The 15,982-nt window shown below is 55.9% G+C and carries 15 protein-coding genes; 10 read left to right on the top strand and 5 right to left on the bottom strand.

The window, feature by feature from the left end:
• Nucleotides 1-93 precede the first annotated feature (93 nt).
• From GWQ31_RS19840 to GWQ31_RS19830, 3 genes are read left to right on the top strand one after another with little or no spacing between them, the layout of a single operon-like run.
• Nucleotides 94-1,815 (top strand): sulfite exporter TauE/SafE family protein, encoded by a 1,722-nt coding sequence (locus GWQ31_RS19840; RefSeq protein ID WP_099994247.1) that lies wholly within the window; start codon nucleotides 94-96, stop codon nucleotides 1,813-1,815.
• A gap of 3 nt (nucleotides 1,816-1,818) precedes the next feature.
• Nucleotides 1,819-2,526 carry an OmpA family protein gene (locus GWQ31_RS19835; RefSeq protein ID WP_099994246.1) on the top strand — a complete coding sequence of 236 codons (708 nt, stop codon included), beginning with the start codon at nucleotides 1,819-1,821 and terminating at the stop codon, nucleotides 2,524-2,526.
• On the top strand, nucleotides 2,523-3,635 hold the full coding sequence (locus GWQ31_RS19830) for an HNH endonuclease signature motif containing protein (protein ID WP_275910092.1): 1,113 nt from the start codon (nucleotides 2,523-2,525) through the stop codon (nucleotides 3,633-3,635). The genes GWQ31_RS19835 and GWQ31_RS19830 overlap by 4 nt, the downstream gene beginning before the upstream one ends.
• 199 nt (nucleotides 3,636-3,834) lie before the next feature.
• Here GWQ31_RS19830 and fis read toward each other — a convergent pair whose 3' ends face one another.
• A complete protein-coding gene (gene fis / locus GWQ31_RS19825) occupies nucleotides 3,835-4,131 on the bottom strand; it encodes a DNA-binding transcriptional regulator Fis (protein WP_005309538.1) in 297 nt (98 codons plus the stop codon).
• A gap of 25 nt (nucleotides 4,132-4,156) precedes the next feature.
• Nucleotides 4,157-5,122, bottom strand: coding sequence for a tRNA dihydrouridine synthase DusB (dusB, locus tag GWQ31_RS19820; RefSeq protein WP_131729539.1), 966 nt, complete (start codon nucleotides 5,120-5,122; stop codon nucleotides 4,157-4,159).
• Between the two features lie 290 nt (nucleotides 5,123-5,412).
• On the opposite strand from dusB, the gene GWQ31_RS19815 reads away from it, so the two are divergent.
• From GWQ31_RS19815 to GWQ31_RS19800, 4 genes are read left to right on the top strand one after another with little or no spacing between them, the layout of a single operon-like run.
• Nucleotides 5,413-6,819, top strand: coding sequence for a TolC family protein (locus GWQ31_RS19815; protein ID WP_275910091.1), 1,407 nt, complete (start codon nucleotides 5,413-5,415; stop codon nucleotides 6,817-6,819).
• Nucleotides 6,816-7,820: an efflux RND transporter periplasmic adaptor subunit gene (locus GWQ31_RS19810; protein WP_275910090.1), complete on the top strand. Its 1,005-nt coding sequence runs from the start codon at nucleotides 6,816-6,818 to the stop codon at nucleotides 7,818-7,820. Before GWQ31_RS19815 ends, GWQ31_RS19810 begins: the two co-directional genes overlap by 4 nt.
• Nucleotides 7,820-8,965, top strand: coding sequence for an ABC transporter permease (locus GWQ31_RS19805; protein ID WP_275910089.1), 1,146 nt, complete (start codon nucleotides 7,820-7,822; stop codon nucleotides 8,963-8,965). The genes GWQ31_RS19810 and GWQ31_RS19805 overlap by 1 nt, the downstream gene beginning before the upstream one ends.
• On the top strand, nucleotides 8,959-10,122 hold the full coding sequence (locus GWQ31_RS19800) for an ABC transporter permease (RefSeq protein ID WP_275910088.1): 1,164 nt from the start codon (nucleotides 8,959-8,961) through the stop codon (nucleotides 10,120-10,122). The genes GWQ31_RS19805 and GWQ31_RS19800 overlap by 7 nt, the downstream gene beginning before the upstream one ends.
• Before the next feature lie 61 nt (nucleotides 10,123-10,183).
• On the opposite strand, the gene GWQ31_RS19795 is transcribed toward GWQ31_RS19800, so the two are convergent.
• The 3 genes from GWQ31_RS19795 to GWQ31_RS19785 all read right to left on the bottom strand — a co-directional run bounded on the left by GWQ31_RS19795 (nucleotide 10,184) and on the right by GWQ31_RS19785 (nucleotide 12,579).
• Nucleotides 10,184-10,819, bottom strand: a complete 636-nt coding sequence (locus GWQ31_RS19795) for an SDR family oxidoreductase (protein WP_275910087.1) — start codon at nucleotides 10,817-10,819, stop codon at nucleotides 10,184-10,186.
• A gap of 135 nt (nucleotides 10,820-10,954) precedes the next feature.
• Nucleotides 10,955-11,809, bottom strand: a complete 855-nt coding sequence (locus GWQ31_RS19790) for a DnaA/Hda family protein (RefSeq protein WP_021140633.1) — start codon at nucleotides 11,807-11,809, stop codon at nucleotides 10,955-10,957.
• Nucleotides 11,810-11,880: 71 nt separating this feature from the next.
• Nucleotides 11,881-12,579, bottom strand: a complete 699-nt coding sequence (locus GWQ31_RS19785; protein ID WP_275910126.1) for a DnaT-like ssDNA-binding domain-containing protein — start codon at nucleotides 12,577-12,579, stop codon at nucleotides 11,881-11,883.
• Nucleotides 12,580-12,783: 204 nt separating this feature from the next.
• On the opposite strand from GWQ31_RS19785, the gene GWQ31_RS19780 reads away from it, so the two are divergent.
• The 3 genes from GWQ31_RS19780 to GWQ31_RS19770 are packed head-to-tail and all read left to right on the top strand — an operon-like array spanning nucleotide 12,784 to nucleotide 15,981.
• A complete protein-coding gene (locus GWQ31_RS19780) occupies nucleotides 12,784-14,199 on the top strand; it encodes an SLC13 family permease (RefSeq protein ID WP_275910086.1) in 1,416 nt (471 codons plus the stop codon).
• Entirely contained in the window at nucleotides 14,196-15,539 is a 1,344-nt protein-coding gene (locus tag GWQ31_RS19775) for an ATP-binding protein (RefSeq protein ID WP_265463263.1), read from the top strand. Before GWQ31_RS19780 ends, GWQ31_RS19775 begins: the two co-directional genes overlap by 4 nt.
• Complete coding sequence (locus GWQ31_RS19770) at nucleotides 15,517-15,981, top strand: response regulator (protein ID WP_220085178.1); 465 nt, start codon at nucleotides 15,517-15,519, stop codon at nucleotides 15,979-15,981. Before GWQ31_RS19775 ends, GWQ31_RS19770 begins: the two co-directional genes overlap by 23 nt.
• Nucleotide 15,982: the final 1 nt, after the last annotated feature.

Below are 15,982 nucleotides of genomic sequence, written 5' to 3'. Positions count from 1 at the left end.
TTACGCCCTCTCTAGACATGGAGCTTACGAGTCTTACGTTGTTTGCGGTCGTTAAGAGGGGGGATTGGTAAATTAAGAGGGATAACAAATCTTATGCTGTCATCATTTATTGAAAATGCCTTGCTTTATTTAGGCTCGCAAGCACTGACCGACATATTTCTTGTGGTTATGTTTATTGTGTTAATACTTTCTTTGAGGCTAAAAAAAACAAACCGTGGGCATCAGTTCACCCAGTACACGCCGACTTTATTAACAACTCTTGGTATATTAGGGACCTTCGCGGGTATTGTAAGTGGCTTGCTCGGATTTGATGTGAGCAATATAGATGGAAGTATCGGTAACTTGCTCTCTGGCTTAAAAACAGCATTTATAACTAGCTTGGTCGGTATGTTCCTATCCATTTTCTATAAACTCCTGTTAGCTAGTGGCCGCTTTACATCTCAGCACAATGGTGAGATAGATGAAGATGAGATTGGTATCGCTGAACTTTACGGTGTAATGAATAATCAGGCTGAAGGAATTCAAAAATTGCAACTTGCAATTGGAGGTGATGGGGATTCCAGCCTGGTTAGTCAACTTAAGTTAATTCGCTCTGATATTGGTGATCACCATAAAGCTACATTTAATATCCTTGAGTCAACTGTTAATGGTTTGACACAGCTAAAGGAGTTAGCGCAGCTGCAGAAAGACGCATTTTCACAATTTCAAGATCGTCTATGGCACAATCTACAGGACTTTGCTGACATGCTGTCTAAGTCAGCTACGGAACAGGTTATTAATGCGTTGAAGGAAGTGATATCTGACTTCAATGATAATCTGCTTGAACAATTTGGCGATAATTTTAAACAACTTAATGTCGCAGTGCTGGAATTGGTGAAATGGCAGGAAAACTACCGCCAACAGCTGGAACAGATGATGGTTCAGTACCAATTAGGAGTCCAGGCTATCACTCAGACCGAGATGGCAGTTAGCCATATTAGTGAGGAGTCCAGAGTGATTCCTGCCAGTATGCAAGAGTTGAAGGTGGTTATGGAGGTAAGTCAGCATCAATTGCAGGAGCTACAGCGTCATCTCGAAGCATTTAAAGATATTCGTGACAGAGCCGTAGACGCTGTACCCGAAATTCGTATGCAAATTGACGAGACTGTTAACGGTATGAAAGCAGCCGCCCAGACCATGAATGAAGGGCTGAAACAGGCAACAGATACTGTAACTGTAGGGATTCAGGAGAGCGCATCCAGCCTCCAGAAATCCATTGTACATAGTGGCGAAGAGCTTGTTGCTAACAGTGAAAGAGTAAATGCTTCGCTACAAGGCAGCTCTGATGTGATCGCCAAAAATAGTGAAGAAACTCGCCAAATGTTCGAGGATGGCTTACGTGAAACAAATGCAATTTTGCGTGTGTTAGTCGCAGATTTGCAAGAAGATAGCAGCAAGTTGACGCAGTCATACAAGACGGCCAGCCAATCTTTGGTAACTGAAACAGATGCTATGCGTAGCCGAGTTGAGCAAGGTCTCGACACTATGCGTAAGCAGTTCGGTGAACAGTTGCATCAAATGGTTGAAACCCAAATGCAGGAGAATGCTAGGGTACTTAAGGGTATGAGCCAACATGCTGATCGAGCGCTTCAGGATACCGGTGAGGCTGTACAAAAGCAGGTTAAAATGCTTGATGATGCCTTAGCCCGTGAATTGAATCAGGTACTCAGTGAATTGGGTAGGGCTCTAGCAACCATTTCAGGAAAATTCACTACAGATTATCAACAACTAGTGAACGAAATGAACCAGGTAGTGCAGTTCCGGGGGAGAGCGTAGAGCATGAGTCATTTGTTAGATTCTAAAGCCAGCGAACAAGAGGAAACTCACTGGTTGTCAGTATCAGATTTGATGGCCGGATTGATGATGGTGTTTTTGTTTATTGCGATCGCATTAATGCGTAACGCTTTCATGGAGAGAGATAAGATCAGGGAAGTAGCCATCGCTTTTCAGGAAAATCAGGTCGCTATTTATGAGGAGCTAACAAAAGAGTTTGCTGAAGACCTACCCCGTTGGAATGCGGTTATCGATTCTGATTCTCTCACTTTCACCTTTCAGTCTCCTGACGTGTTGTTTGCTCAGGGAAAGATAGATCTAAGTCGACAATATCAGGACTTACTAGCAGAATTTTTCCCTCGTTACATGAAAGTTCTTGGTCGTTTTACTGACTCCATCAATGAGGTCCGTATAGAAGGGCATACAAGTAGTGTGTGGAATAGCCAAACCAGTGGTAAAGATGCTTATTTTCTAAACATGGAACTATCTCAAGGTAGGACCCGAAGTGTACTTGCCTTTGTTTACAGTTTGCCTAATGTAGCTGAATATCAAAACTGGATTAAACGTCATTTTGCTGCAGTGGGACTATCGTCATCACGTCCCGTTCTCGATAACAAAATGCAAGAAAATGGAGATCGTTCTCGTCGTGTAACATTTAGAGTAATAACCAACGCTGAGATCCAGATGAAAAAAATCTTGGAGCAGAATACATGAAATTAACGGTGAGCTTTGCTGAGCTGTGGGCCTGCGTTAAAAAAATGGGGGACCATAACGTTTCTTTCAGTTTTGACACAGGTAATGACGAAGCATTTGTTACCGATAGGAGTTTGTCTAGTACTGCAGGCCTTGATATCACTCTGGAGGACTTGGATCTCGATCACGGTGTCCTTAGTTACAAGGGGCGTCAGGTATTGTTGTTTATTCCTGATCAAGGAAGCTCGATTGATCAAGTGTTATCCGGTCAGCAGGAAGGGAGAAAGTTTCATGTGGCTGACTGCTCTACTTTAGGTGAGATGAGAAAAAAACAACGTTTTAGCCGTTACAAAGCCACTTATAATCTGAGCGGAAAGTTTGAGGTTTATGGTGATAGCCATTATGGAGGCGCAAGTAAAGGGGAAGCTGAACTCAAAGTGTGTAGAAACTGTCTTTCCTATCTCAATTATAAGGGGTATCGCTCCGGTTCAAATAAGGACTCAGTTTATAATTCATTTGATATCGCAGAGTTTTTATCTGATTACAGTACACTTTTCAGCTCTATGCCTGAGCGTGCTGATTTTGTGGAGCAAGGAGGATATTCTGAGAACTGGGGTGAAGTATCTAGTCGTTACCGTCAGGATGTGAATTTTTGCTGTGAATCCTGTGGTGTAAATCTTGTTGAATATCGTCGTTTACTCCACACGCACCATGTCAATGGTAACAAGCGAGATGACAGGTTTGCCAATCTAAAAGCTTTATGCATTGATTGTCATCGAAAGCAACCGATGCATGAATATATGCGAGTCAAGCATGAAGATATGGTGTTAATTAATAAGTTGCGTAAACAGCAGGGTCTGCTGACTGTTAGTAGTTGGGCTGAAGTGAGAGATGTGGCTGATCAGTCGCTTGATGGTTTGTTACGGTTTTACGAAAAAAAGAACATGCATTTGCCACACGTAAGTCATGAGTTATCCATCACTGGCAAAGACGTCGTAGCTGAATTGGAAATAGCTTGGCCTCATAAAAAAAGAGGGATCGCAATTGCTCAGCAAGACCTTGAGCAGGCTAGGGCTGTTGGTTGGAAGGTATTAACTGTAGGCGAAGCTCTTAAAGAAATGAACAAATGAATTGTAGATACAGAGGGCTATGATGGTTTTCGTCTGAAAGGGATTAAGAGGAGGAGCGATGACTTACTGTCGCCTTATCGGAGCGATCAACCACAAAGCCTTGCTAGGTAAGTGTGGGTTCAAATGTGGGTTCAAAACTAAAAAGGCACTTTCATTTTAATGGAAGTGCCTTTATTTTCAACATCTTAGCTTTTCTGGCTTAGTTCATGCCGTAGCGCTTGAGTTTCTTGCGCAGGGTGCCACGGTTGATGCCCATCATCACAGCGGCGCGGGTTTGGTTACCGCGGGTATATTGCATGATCACGTCCAGCATGGGAGCTTCGACTTCGGAGAGGACCATATCGTACAGATCAATCACTTCCTGACCGTTCAACTGGGCCAGGTAGTTACGCAGGGCCTGTTGCACAGAGTCACGCAGGGGGCGCTGGGTTGGCTCGGCAGCGTGATTGTGAGTAGTTGTTACCAATGCATCAGAAGTCAGGGTTTGTTCGAACATATTCGGTCGGCTCTTTAGTTATGCGTTAACCTAATCCATCGAAATACGCTTCGAGTGCCTCTAGTTGTGCGTCTGCACAATCCAGGGCATTGAAGTGCTTACGGAATTCTCGGCCCGTCTCTTCTTCATCCAGATACCAGCCCACGTGTTTACGAGCAATGCGCGCTCCCAGATATGCACCATAAAACTGATGCAGGTTGGTTACATGCTCGTTCATCAGGGTGCGAACCTCTTCCCTTTCGGGAGGCGGCAGCTTGGTGCCCGTCTCAAGAAAATGACGGATTTCCCGGAAAATCCAGGGTCGTCCTTGCGCTGCACGGCCGATCATCACGGCATCAACGCCGGTATAGTCGAGGACATACCGGGCCTTCTCCGGGCTGTCTATGTCGCCATTGGCGACAACAGGAATCGATACGGCCTGCTTAATCGCCTTAATCGTGTCGTACTCAGCGTGACCCCGGTAGAGGCAGGCACGGGTACGACCATGCACGGCGAGGGCCGCGATACCGCAATCTTCGGCGATTCGGGCGATCTCCTCGCCATTGCGGTTATCCGGATCCCATCCTGTGCGGATCTTCAAGGTAACAGGCACATCCACTGCATCCACTACGGCCCGGCAGATAGCTCTGACCAGATCGGGATGGCGCAGCAGGGCGGAACCTGCCAACTTCTTGTTCACTTTTTTTGCTGGACAACCCATGTTGATGTCGACGATCTGAGCGCCCTGCTCCACGTTGTAGCGGGCGGCAAACGCCATCATCTCTGGGTCGGCTCCGGCAATCTGGACCGATCGCAAGCCACCTTCTGCAGAGTGATCCATTCTCATCCTGGTTTTCTGGGTATCCCAGACATCCGGGTTGGCCAGCAGCATCTCGGAAACGGCCATGCCGGCACCCAATCGCAAACAAAGTTCACGAAATGGTCGGTCTGTTACACCGGCCATGGGCGCCACAATCAAGGGTGTTTCAAGCGTGTGGGGACCTATCTGCATTCCACGGTTACCATCGGCTTAGGGCGGCGTATATTACGCATTTTTTAGTCAGGAGAAAAGGTTAGTATTTGAGCGTCAGCCATTTTTTTCTGAAAAAAACGTCGCGCCAAGGCTTGCAAATTCAGGAGTGCTTGAAAATCAGGCATATTGTCGGGGTGGATCTGCGGGGTCAAATGAGTGGGTGGCTCGACGATTTGGTTGTCCCCCTCCCGTACCGGTTTGCGCTATTATACCGGCCTTGAATCGAGCAAAGGCTCCAAACAATTTCATTACAAACAGATTGGGGATGTATGACGTCAAGGTTCATCAAATCTCTCTGCCCATGCCTGCTTGGGGCCATGCTGGGCTCAGCCCAGGCACAGACGGTCAGTTTCAGCGAAGCCTGGAGTCGGGTTATCCAGCAGGATGACGGATTGGCAGCAGAACAGGCCGGTGTGGATAGAGCCAAGCAACTGCGCGAGGCTGCCAAGGCCATGTATCTGCCCAAGGTGGATGTGGGGGCCAGCTATACCCACCTCGATCAGCCGATGGAGCTCGACATGATGGATCTCAATCCTATCGCCAACCATCCCGAATTTGGCAAGGTGCTGGCCCCTGTCATGCAGGCGCTCAATCTCTCCGCCAGTGATTTCGTGACTCCCCTGACCAAGCAGAATGTGGTGACCAGTTCGGTCAAGATGCTGTGGCCACTGTTTACCGGTGGTCGTATCGATGCGGCGCAAGATATCCGTCAGGCTCAGGTGAGCGAAGCGCAGCAGCTGCTGGTGCTCAAGCAGCAATCCACCTTCGAGAGCCTCTCCCAGACCTATTTCGGCGTGGTGCTGGCCGCGCAGGTGGTGCAGACCAAGCAGGAGATAGAGCAGGGGCTGGCCCATCATCTGGATCATGCCAGGAAGCTCGAAGCCCAGGGCCAGATCGCCAAGGTCGAGCGCCTCTCTGCCCAATCTGCCTATGACAGGGCGCGCATCGACACCCAGAAATCCCGCCGCACTCTGGAGATAGCTCAGCTGGCGCTGGGGCACATGCTCAAACTCAAGCAGGCCGAGCCCAACACCCAGCTTTTCATCAATGAGGGCATGCCGCAACTGGATGCCTTCGTGCAGGAGACCCTGGTGGTCCACCCCGGCCTCAAGCTGCTGGCCGCCAAGAAGGAGCAGGCGCAGGGTCTGATCAAGCTTGAGAAGGGCAAATATGCTCCCGAGCTGTTCCTGTTCGGTAACTACAACCTCTATGAAGATGACTCGCTGGCCTCTAAAACCACGCCTGACTGGCTGGTTGGCGTCGGGGTCAGTATGCCGCTGGTAAGTCGGGATGGTCGCTCTGAAACGGTGCAGGCAGCCAAGAGCGCCGAGCTGCAGGTCAATCTGCTGCAGGCCAAGACCCGTCAGGATCTGGAGTTGCTGGTCGAGAAGACCTGGCGCGAGGCGGCGCAGGGGCTGGAAGAGTATCAGGCACTCTCCTCTTCCCAGGCCCTGGCCGAGGAGAACGTACTGCTGCGGGACAAGGCATTCGGTCAGGGGCTGTCCACGTCGCTGGATGTGGTCGATGCCCGTAACCAGCTGGCGGGGGTCAAGACCCAACGCGCCGCCGCTGCCTATCAATACGTGATTTCGCTGGCTCGCCTGTTGGCACTCTCCGGTCAGATGAACAGTTTCAATCAATATCAGCATGGTCAGGCAATAAAGGTGAATTCATGAGTCATTCCCCCATCAAGAAGAAGATGAGCCAGGGCAAGCCGCTGTTGTTGCCACTGGCATTGGTGTTGCTCGCTCTTTGGCTGGGCTGGCGCTTCTGGCTTGCCTATCAACCTGAACCGGTTCGCTTGCAGGGCCAGATAGAGGCGCAGCAGTATTCGGTTTCTTCCAAGGTGGCGGGCCGGATCGACGAGGTGCTGGTGAAGAAGGGTGACGTGCTGGCCAAGGATCAGCTGGTATTCACTTTGGCCAGCCCCGAGATTGAGGCCAAGCTGAGTCAGGCCAAGGCGGGTCAGGCTGCGGCCGGGGCCATGGCCGAAGAAGCCGAGAAAGGGGCGCGTGCCCAGCAAATCGCTGCAGCCAAGGATCAGTGGCAAAAAGCCAAGGCGGCCGCCCAGCTGCGTGGCAAGACTTACGAGCGTATCGCCAGTCTGCACCGTGATGGGGTCATGCCGCTGCAAAAGCGCGATGAGGCCTGGACTGCCTGGCAGGCGGCCAAGTACAGCGAAGGCATGGCCTGGCAGCAATATCAAATGACCCTGGAAGGGGCACGGGAAGAGACCAAGGTGGCGGCCCGTGAGCAGGCCAATATGGCGGCAGGCTCGGTGGCGGAAGTGGAGGCTTATCTGGCCGATACCCGCATCGCTAGCCCCCACTCAGGTGAAGTGTCACAGGTGTTGTTGCGCAGTGGCGAGCTGGCGCCGCAGGGATTCCCAGTGGTGACGCTGCTCGACATGGGGGATGCCTGGGCCCAGTTCCATGTGCGTGAAGACTTGCTGCCCCGCTTTGCGTTGGGTACCGAGTTTGACGCCACCATTCCTGGTCTGGGTGAGCAGACGGTTCGCTTCAAGGTGACCTATGTGGCCGTGATGGGTGATTTTGCCACCTGGCGTGCCACCGATACCCGTCAGGGCTTCGACATGAAGAGCTTCCAGGTGGAAGCGCGCCCCTTGCAGCCGGTTGACGGTCTGCGGGTCGGCATGAGTGTGCTGGTCGAACTCTGATGAGACATGAATGGCGGCGATTGTGGCAGGACCCCTTCGGTCGTGCCCTGATGAGCTGGGTTCCCCTCTTGCTGATGGGTATCCTCTGCTGGATCTTCTCGGCCGGGTTGGCGCGGGATCTCAAGGTCGGTCTGGTGGATCTGGATCGGAGTGTCCTCTCCCGCCAGCTTGCATTTTCGCTGGATGGTTCCGCCGGCCTGCGCCTCACGGGTCAGTTTGATTCCATCGATGAGGGGGCCCGCGCCCTGCGAGGGGGAGAGATCTACGCCCTGGTGGTGATCCCTCATCATCTGGAGCGGGATGCCCGCCAGGGGACCCAGCCCCAGGTGACAGTGTTCAACAATGGCCAGTTCATCCTGATTGCCAAGCTGGTCAACTCGGCGCTGGCCCAGGTGGTCGGCACTCTCAATGGTCAGGTGGGCGTGCTCGCAGCCATGGCCGATGGCAAGGTACTGTCCGGCGCCGTGGGGCAATCCGTGCCTATCAGCAGCCAGGTGACGGCGCTTTACAACATCAACTCCAGCTATGCCCAGTTTCTGCTGAGCGCCCTGCTGCCTGCGGTATGGCAGATCCTGGTGGTGCTCTACGGGATCAATGCCCTGGCTCGCACCGATCGATTGGGACTGGACTGGACTACTCAAGGGGTCTGGTTCGGCCTCTGGCGCATTTTGCTGCCTCATGTATTGATTGGGTGGGCTTGGGGCCTGGTGTGGAGCCTGCTGCTGTTCAAGGCGTTTGGTTATCCCGTGCAAGGCAGCTGGCTGGTGCTGACACTGGGTCTTGGGCTTGCCTCGGCGGCCTGTGTCAGCATGGGGGCCTTCTTCTACGGGATGATCCGGGATCCGGCCCGCGCCTTGTCGCTGGCGGGCGCCTATACAGCGCCGGGATTTGCCTTTATGGGGGTGACTTTCCCGGTCAGTGCCATGGGTGATTTTGCCCAGTTCTGGCGAAATCTGTTGCCCATCTCCCACTATGTGGAGCTGCAGATAGGGCAGACCAACTACGGTCAGCCGCTCGGTGCCGCCTTGCCCCAGTTCGGCGCCCTGCTGCTGTTTTTACTGCCGTTGTTGCTGGTTGCTCGTCGTTACAAGCAACAGGCCGGTCTTGCTCGTCAGACAGCCGACAAGGAGCCGGAACAATGTTAGGTTTCTGGGATCTGTTGCGGCTGGAACTGCGCACCCTGTTGGCCGACAGGGCCATCATGCTGACCCTGTTTGGCGGGGTACTCTTCTACTCCTTCCTCTATCCGCAACCTTACCTGCACCAGTTGCCGCGGGAAGAGGCAGTGGTGGTAGTCAACGAAGATGGCAGTCAGCTCTCTCGCCAGCTGGAGTTCATGGCCGATGCCACCCCCCAGGTGAAACTGGTGGCGCGGGCGGCCAGTCTGGATGAGGCGCGCCATCTGCTGCTGACGGGCAAGGGCCGCGGTATCCTGCACATCCCTCGCCATTTTTATCGGGATCTGATGCAGGGCAAGAGCGTCACCCTGAGCTATGCCGGTGATGCCTCCTACTTCCTGGTTTACGGCACCATCGCCGAGGGCCTTGCCCAGGCCGGTGGCTCGCTCGCTGCGCAGGTGAAGGTCGCCCGGCTGCTGAGCCATGGGGAGGCCTTGCCCCAGGCCGCCATGGGCTGGAATGCCGTGGCACTCAACGTGCTGCCCGTGTTCAATCCCACCATGGGTTATGTGAACTATGTGGTGCCGGCTGTGTTCGTGCTGATCCTGCACCAGGTGTTGCTGATGGGGACGGGGATCCTGGGGGCGACCCAGAATCAACGCAGTGGGCGCGGTGAGCATGGTTATTGGCAGCGTGCCCCTGTGCTGGCCCTGTTGCTGGCCAGAACCCTGGTGGTGGGCGGGCTCTTCGTGCTGCCCGTGGCCTACTTTTTCGGCTTCTGCTTCGATCACTACAACATAGTGCGTACCGCAGAGCCGGCCGCGCTGTGGTTGTTCACTCTGCCGTTCCTGCTGGCGACTACCTGGCTGGGGGTGCTGCTGGGCGCCCTGTTTACACGGCGGGATTTGCCAACCCAGGTGGTGCTGCTCTCCTCCATGCCGCTGGTCTTTCTGGCAGGTTTCATCTGGCCGCTGGAGCTGATCCCGACCCCGCTCAACTGGCTGGCCCAGTGGGTGCCGAGTACCCCGGCCATCGAGGGTTTCTTGCGTCTCAACCAGATGGGCGCTGATTTTGACCAGGTTTCCCGCTACTGGTGGCAGTTGTGGGGACTGGCATTGCTCAATGGCTGCCTCGCTTGCTGGGTGCTGGCATGGCGCCAGCGGTCCGTGCCTGCCGTCAATTGAACCCTGCCCGATATGGAAACGGTCAGCTGAGGCTGACCGTTTTTTTAATTGGCTGGCAGGATTAACCGCGTTGCAGTGTGGGGTCACTGATGGCGTAGATATTCCCTTGTGTCGTCTCGTCGGCAAGCAGGCGCAATCCCTGTGCGGCCACATCCTGACGTCGTACCAGGCCGTGCATCTCTTTCCCCTGACTCAGTTCCGCCTGTCCGGTGGCGTCACCGTCCTGCAAGCCCGCCGGGCGCAATATGGTCCAGCTCAGTGCGCTGCTTTGCAGCCAGCTCTCTGCCAGACTCTTCAAGCGCACCTCATGACCGAAGGCAGCCCGCGCCCGCTCTGGCAGGGATTGCCAGCTGTCGCCGCAACCGAGCGAGGTGACCAGCAGCAAGCGTGTCAGCCCGGCTTGTTCCATCTCGTCGATCACATGGCGATTGCCCAAATAGTCGACGGGTTTCGGTTGGCGGAAACTGCCGAGGGTCGAGACCACTCCGGCTTCGTGGCCAGCCAGCCTGCAAGCTTGCGCTACTGCCTCCTGGTCGAGGGCGTCACCCTCAACGACCTCGACCCCCAATGTACGCAGCTCTGCGGCCATCTCCGGGTTACGGACCAGGGCCACGACTCTGTGACCCTGGCTCAAGACACAATGGGTGAAGGCGCGGCCCAGCCCGCGGCTGGCTCCGAAGATAAGTGTGGTTGGCATGGTTCTGCTCCCTTTGGCGAAAGGGTTAGCCTAGAGGGTTGGCATTGCTCTGTAAATGAGAGTTGTTTTTATTTGGTGGCGGGTAAGCAGGGAGGCACTGCGAGCCCGGCCAGCTGGCACGGGCTCGCGTGGAGATCAGCCGTTGTAGTGGCCTATGTTGGGGCGACGACTGGGGCCGCTCAGTTGGATATCCACCGGGTTGAACGCCTTGATTGCCTCGAAGCTGAAATCACCGATGGCCTGATGCAGGCTCTGGGGGCTGTGGTTGGTGATGATGATGACGCTTTTGGAGAGGTTGCGCCGGCGACGTAGCAGGTGGCCGAGGAAGCTGGACTGGCTCTCCGCCATCTTGGCACGATTGGCGGACACCTCGTCGATGATCAGCAGGTCGACCTCTTCCAGGGCGCGGCGGTACTGATTGCGCTCCTCCTGATCCTGGATCACGTTGAAGAAGAGGCGATCCACTATGGAGGCCCACTGCTGAAAGATCACCGATTTCTGGTGCAGGGCGATCAGTTCATGGGCCACGGCGCCTGCCAGGGTCGATTTGCCGGTGCCATAATCGCCATAGATGAGCATGCAGCCGCCACCGCTCTTCTCCCAGTGCTCGAAACCGCTGATGAAGTAGCGGGCCGTCTCCATGGGGTACTGCAGCGCCGGATCGGTGGCATCCATCTTCTCGAATACCCAGTCCGGGTTGAGATCCGCTTGGGCGATGAGCTTCTGGATCCGCTCCTGGCGAGCCGCCTTCTGCAGTTCGCGTACCTCGGCGTTGGCCTTGGCGTCGTACTCCTTGCGCAGAGTCTCGTAGTCGTACTGACTGCCACCGGTCTGGGCCTGCAGACGGCGAATGCGCTCAAGCAGGCCGCCCACGTGCTGGCTCAGCTCGGTGTCGTGCACACGATGATCCTGTTTGGCTTTGGCGATCTTCCGGCGTTTGGCTTCAATCTCTTCCAGCTCCTGGCGCAGGGGATCTTGCGGGTCAGTCATGGAATGCTCCTTCTGCTGGGTCAGGGATGGGTTTGCAAGGGGTTGATTTTGCCTGCAGGCAGGGGCCGCTATCAATCATTATCCGGCTCCTGCTGTGGCGCCTGTTCCAGTTTCTGACCATGGGCCAGCCGTTTTGCCTCTTCGATCATCTGTTGTGCCCGCTTGCTCGGTCCTGCCTCCGCCGGGGCTGACGTGACCTGCTGGTAGCCTTTCGCTTCCATGGGTTGGCGACGGACGTAGCGGCGGGTCTTGAGGGCACGAATGAACTTGAGCATCCATTGATGCTGGGAGTCGAACACCTCGGGGCGGCCCAGCCAGTAGGCGATGAACTCCCCCAGATCCTCTTCGTTGTAGCTGGCATCGATCATCCCGCACAGGCGGGCGAGGGCGGGCAGCTCTTCATCCGGTCGCCATTGCAGGTGCATCTGGAAGGGGCGCTCCGGCAGCGGGCTGCGCACCTTCTGGGTCAGCAGCGGCAGCTGGAACGGACACTGATGGTAGTGCTCACTGTCAGCCTGCGCCTCGACTTGCAGCAGGCCGGCCTCCATCAACTCGTCGAACAGCTCGGTCAGCTGGCGGGCATTGACCTGAAAACAGAAGCCGCTGGGATCGCTTGGATCAACCACTGCCAATGAGCGCCCAAGCTCGGGATAGTTGAGCCGGGCCAGCTGATTTTCCAGCACCAGTCTGCGCAGCTGCAAGGTATAGAGGCTGCGAGCCGGATGGGACAATCTGGGATGGGCGAGGGCGCTGTATTCGGCTGGTGTCATGATGTTCTTCAGGGGCTGGCGTGGGGGGGCATTATCCCCCATGGCGGGGCCTCATACAATTCGCGGCTGGCAAGAGGGGGATGGCTTGTTTGAATGTACCACTTGGTGGGTAGTCATGGCCATGAACCATGATCCCCTTCACGGACTTTACCACCCTGTTGGGGCAAGCTTGCCCACAGACTGCCCCATCGCAGCGAATGGACTATGCCTCTGAGCGCTAAATACTGGTTACCCCTCTTTGCACCCCTGCTGATCCTGATGTTGCCTACCGCCAGCTTCGGCCTGGCTGGCTTCACGGTGATAGAGCAGCGGATCCTCGCCATCTTTGTGATGGCTACCCTCTGCTGGGTGCTGGAGCCGATCCCCATCTTTGCGACTTCGGTGCTGATCATTGTGCTGGAGTTGCTGTTGGTGTCGGACAGCGGGATCAAGTGGTGGCAGCCGGCCTCCCCTTCTGCGGAGTTTGGCACCCTGCTCAGCCACAAGGAGATAATGAGCACCTTCGCTTCGCCTATTATCATGTTGTTTCTTGGTGGTTTTTTTCTGGCGATCGCAGCGACCAAGTATCGGCTGGATATGAACCTGGCGCGGGTCATGCTCAGGCCGTTCGGCCAGAATCCCAACAGGGTGCTGCTGGGGTTGATGGGGATCACCGCCACCTTCTCCATGTTTATGAGCAATACCGCCACCACCGCCATGATGCTCTCCATTCTGACCCCCGTACTGGCCTTGCTGGGGCCGCGGGATCCCGGTCGTATCGCTTTCACCCTTGCCATCCCGGTGGCGGCCAACCTGGGGGGAATTGGCACTCCCATCGGCACGCCACCCAATGCGGTGGCCCTCAAGTATCTGGTAGGAGATGATGCCATCAGTTTCGCCGCCTGGATGAGCTTTGGCGTGCCCTTCGTGCTGCTGATGCTGGGGGTTGGCTGGTTGCTGCTGACCAGATTGTTTCCCTGTGAGCAGGGTCGCATCGATCTCGAGATCAAGGGCCATTTTCTCAAGACGCCCAAGGCACTGCTGGTCTATGCCACCTTCATCCTCACCATTGGCCTCTGGCTGACTGGCGATTGGCACGGCATCAACTCCTATACGGTCGGTCTGGTGCCGGTGGCTATCTTCCTGATAGGTCAGGTACTCACCAAGGACGATTTGAAAAAGGTCTCCTGGGACGTGCTCTGGCTGGTCTCCGGCGGTATTGCACTGGGGATGGGGCTGGAGAAGTCGGGATTGGCGGCCAGTCTGGTGCAGGCCATTCCATTCAGTCAGTGGCCACCCATGCTGATCATGGTAGGGGCGACGGGGCTCTGCCTGCTGATGGCCAATTTCATGAGCAATACTGCCTGTGCCAACCTGTTGCTACCCATGGTGGCCGCTCTCGGCACCTCGCTGGATCTCGGCTCGGTCGGTGGCAGCATGGGCTTGATCCTGAGCGTGACCTTTGCCGCCAGCCTCGGGATGGCGCTCCCCATCAGCACGCCCCCCAATGCGCTGGCCCATGCCAGCGGCAATGTGGATACTCGTCATATGGCGCTGGTGGGGGTCAGTTGCGGCGGCGTTGGCTTCTTGCTCTGCCTGGCCATGATAGCGCTGCTCAATGCCATAGGGTTTGTGCAATGAGCGAGCCCCATCCCCTTCATTTGCGCTACTTCAGCGATCCGCTGCGCCAGCACACCCTGGCGGCGGGGGAGCAGTTGCTGGAGCAGGGAGAGCATAATGATCGGCTCTATTTGCTGCGCAGCGGGCGGGTAGAAGGCACCATCATGGCTGAGAGCGAGCGCCAGCGAGTGCCAATCATGATAGTGGAGGCGGGCAACTACCTCGGGGTGCATAGCTATTTCTCCCGGGGGGCCAGTTATTGCAGGCTGGTGGCGCAGGAGCCGTGCGAGCTGGCCTGGCTCGATCGCAATACCCTGCCGGTCGAGCCCGAGCGGTTCGGCTCGCTGGCCGATCAGTTCATGCCGGTCATCATGGCCGAGCTGGCCCAGCGCCAGCGCAAGGTCAATCATGCCTATCTGGAGCGGACTCGCACCCAGCTGCGACTGCTGGAGGCGGAAAAACTGAGTCTGCTTGGCCAGCTGGCGGCAGGCTTGGCCCACGAGCTCAATAACGCCATCGGGGTGGTGACACGCAATGGCAGCGGTCTGGTCGATTTTCTCGGCGACATGCTGCGGCAATATTATCCCAGAGAGTTTCGTCTGTTTCGCCAGGGACTGGAGGCGGGACAACTGAGCTCCAGCGCCGAAGTGAGGCGGGATGCCAGGCGGCTGGAGGAGCAGTTCAGGCTGGCGCCAGAGCAGGCCAAGCTCCTGGCGCGGATCCTCAATGGCGAACAGCCCACCCGGGCACGGATGCGGGATCTGCTGGGGGTCGCCAACTACTGGCAGCTTGGTCGCGATTGTCACGACATGCAGCTAGCGGTGAACCATGCGGCGGCGATCGTGCGTTCAGTCAAGCAGTTGGGGGGCGCCGATGGTGAGCGTCGCCACGGCGTGAAGGTGCGCGACACGCTTGAGCAGGCGCTGGCGTTACTGCAGAGCTCGCTGCGCCAGGTTCAGGTTGAACCTGTGCTGGAGGGAGATCCCCGACTCTGTGCCAACGAGGCCGAGCTGGTGCAGGTATGGGCCAATATTCTGAAAAACGCGCTGGATGCCCTGCAAGCGACCGCAGATCCGAAGATCTGGCTCCACTGCCGGACCCATGGCGAGTGGATCGAGGTGACCCTGGCCAACAATGGCCCCGTGATACCGCCCGAGTTGCAACCCCGCATCTTCAAGCCCAACGTCACCACCAAACGCGGCGGGCTTTCGTTCGGATTGGGGCTGGGGCTGGCCATTGCCGAACGGGTAGTGACAAGCTATGGCGGCGAAATTTCGCTTGTCAGCGAACCTGGCCTGACGGCATTCAAGGTGAGATTACCGAGGGAATATGGACAAGATGAATCTGATATGTGTGGATGATCAGCGGGAGGTGCTCAACGCCATCAGCCGCGATCTAGCGCCGTTGGCCAGCTGGCTCAGGGTGGAAGAGTGCGAATCGGCACAGGAGTGTCTGACCCTGATGGAGGAGCTGGATGCCGCCGGGGAGCAGATTGCGCTGGTGGTGTCGGATCATGTGATGCCGGGCCTGAGCGGAGTAGAGCTGCTGACCCGGATCGGGCTGGACGGGCGCTTTCCTCATACTCGCAAGATCCTGCTGACCGGGCAGGCTACCCACAAGGACACCATAGCGGCCGTCAATCTGGCCCGTATCGATCACTACTTTGAGAAACCCTGGCAGGGCGCCGAGCTGCTGCGGGTGTGCCGCTGCCTGCTGACCGAATTCGTGCTGGCAGCCGGAATTGACTACCAATCGTTTATCAAACAACTGGATGCGGAGACGCTCTATAAAAAATGGGAATGAT

It is taken from the genome of Aeromonas sp. 2MA4, assembly GCF_029237305.1.
Lineage (GTDB): Bacteria > Pseudomonadota > Gammaproteobacteria > Enterobacterales > Aeromonadaceae > Aeromonas > Aeromonas salmonicida.
This window is presented reverse-complemented; position numbering and strand designations above follow the sequence as displayed.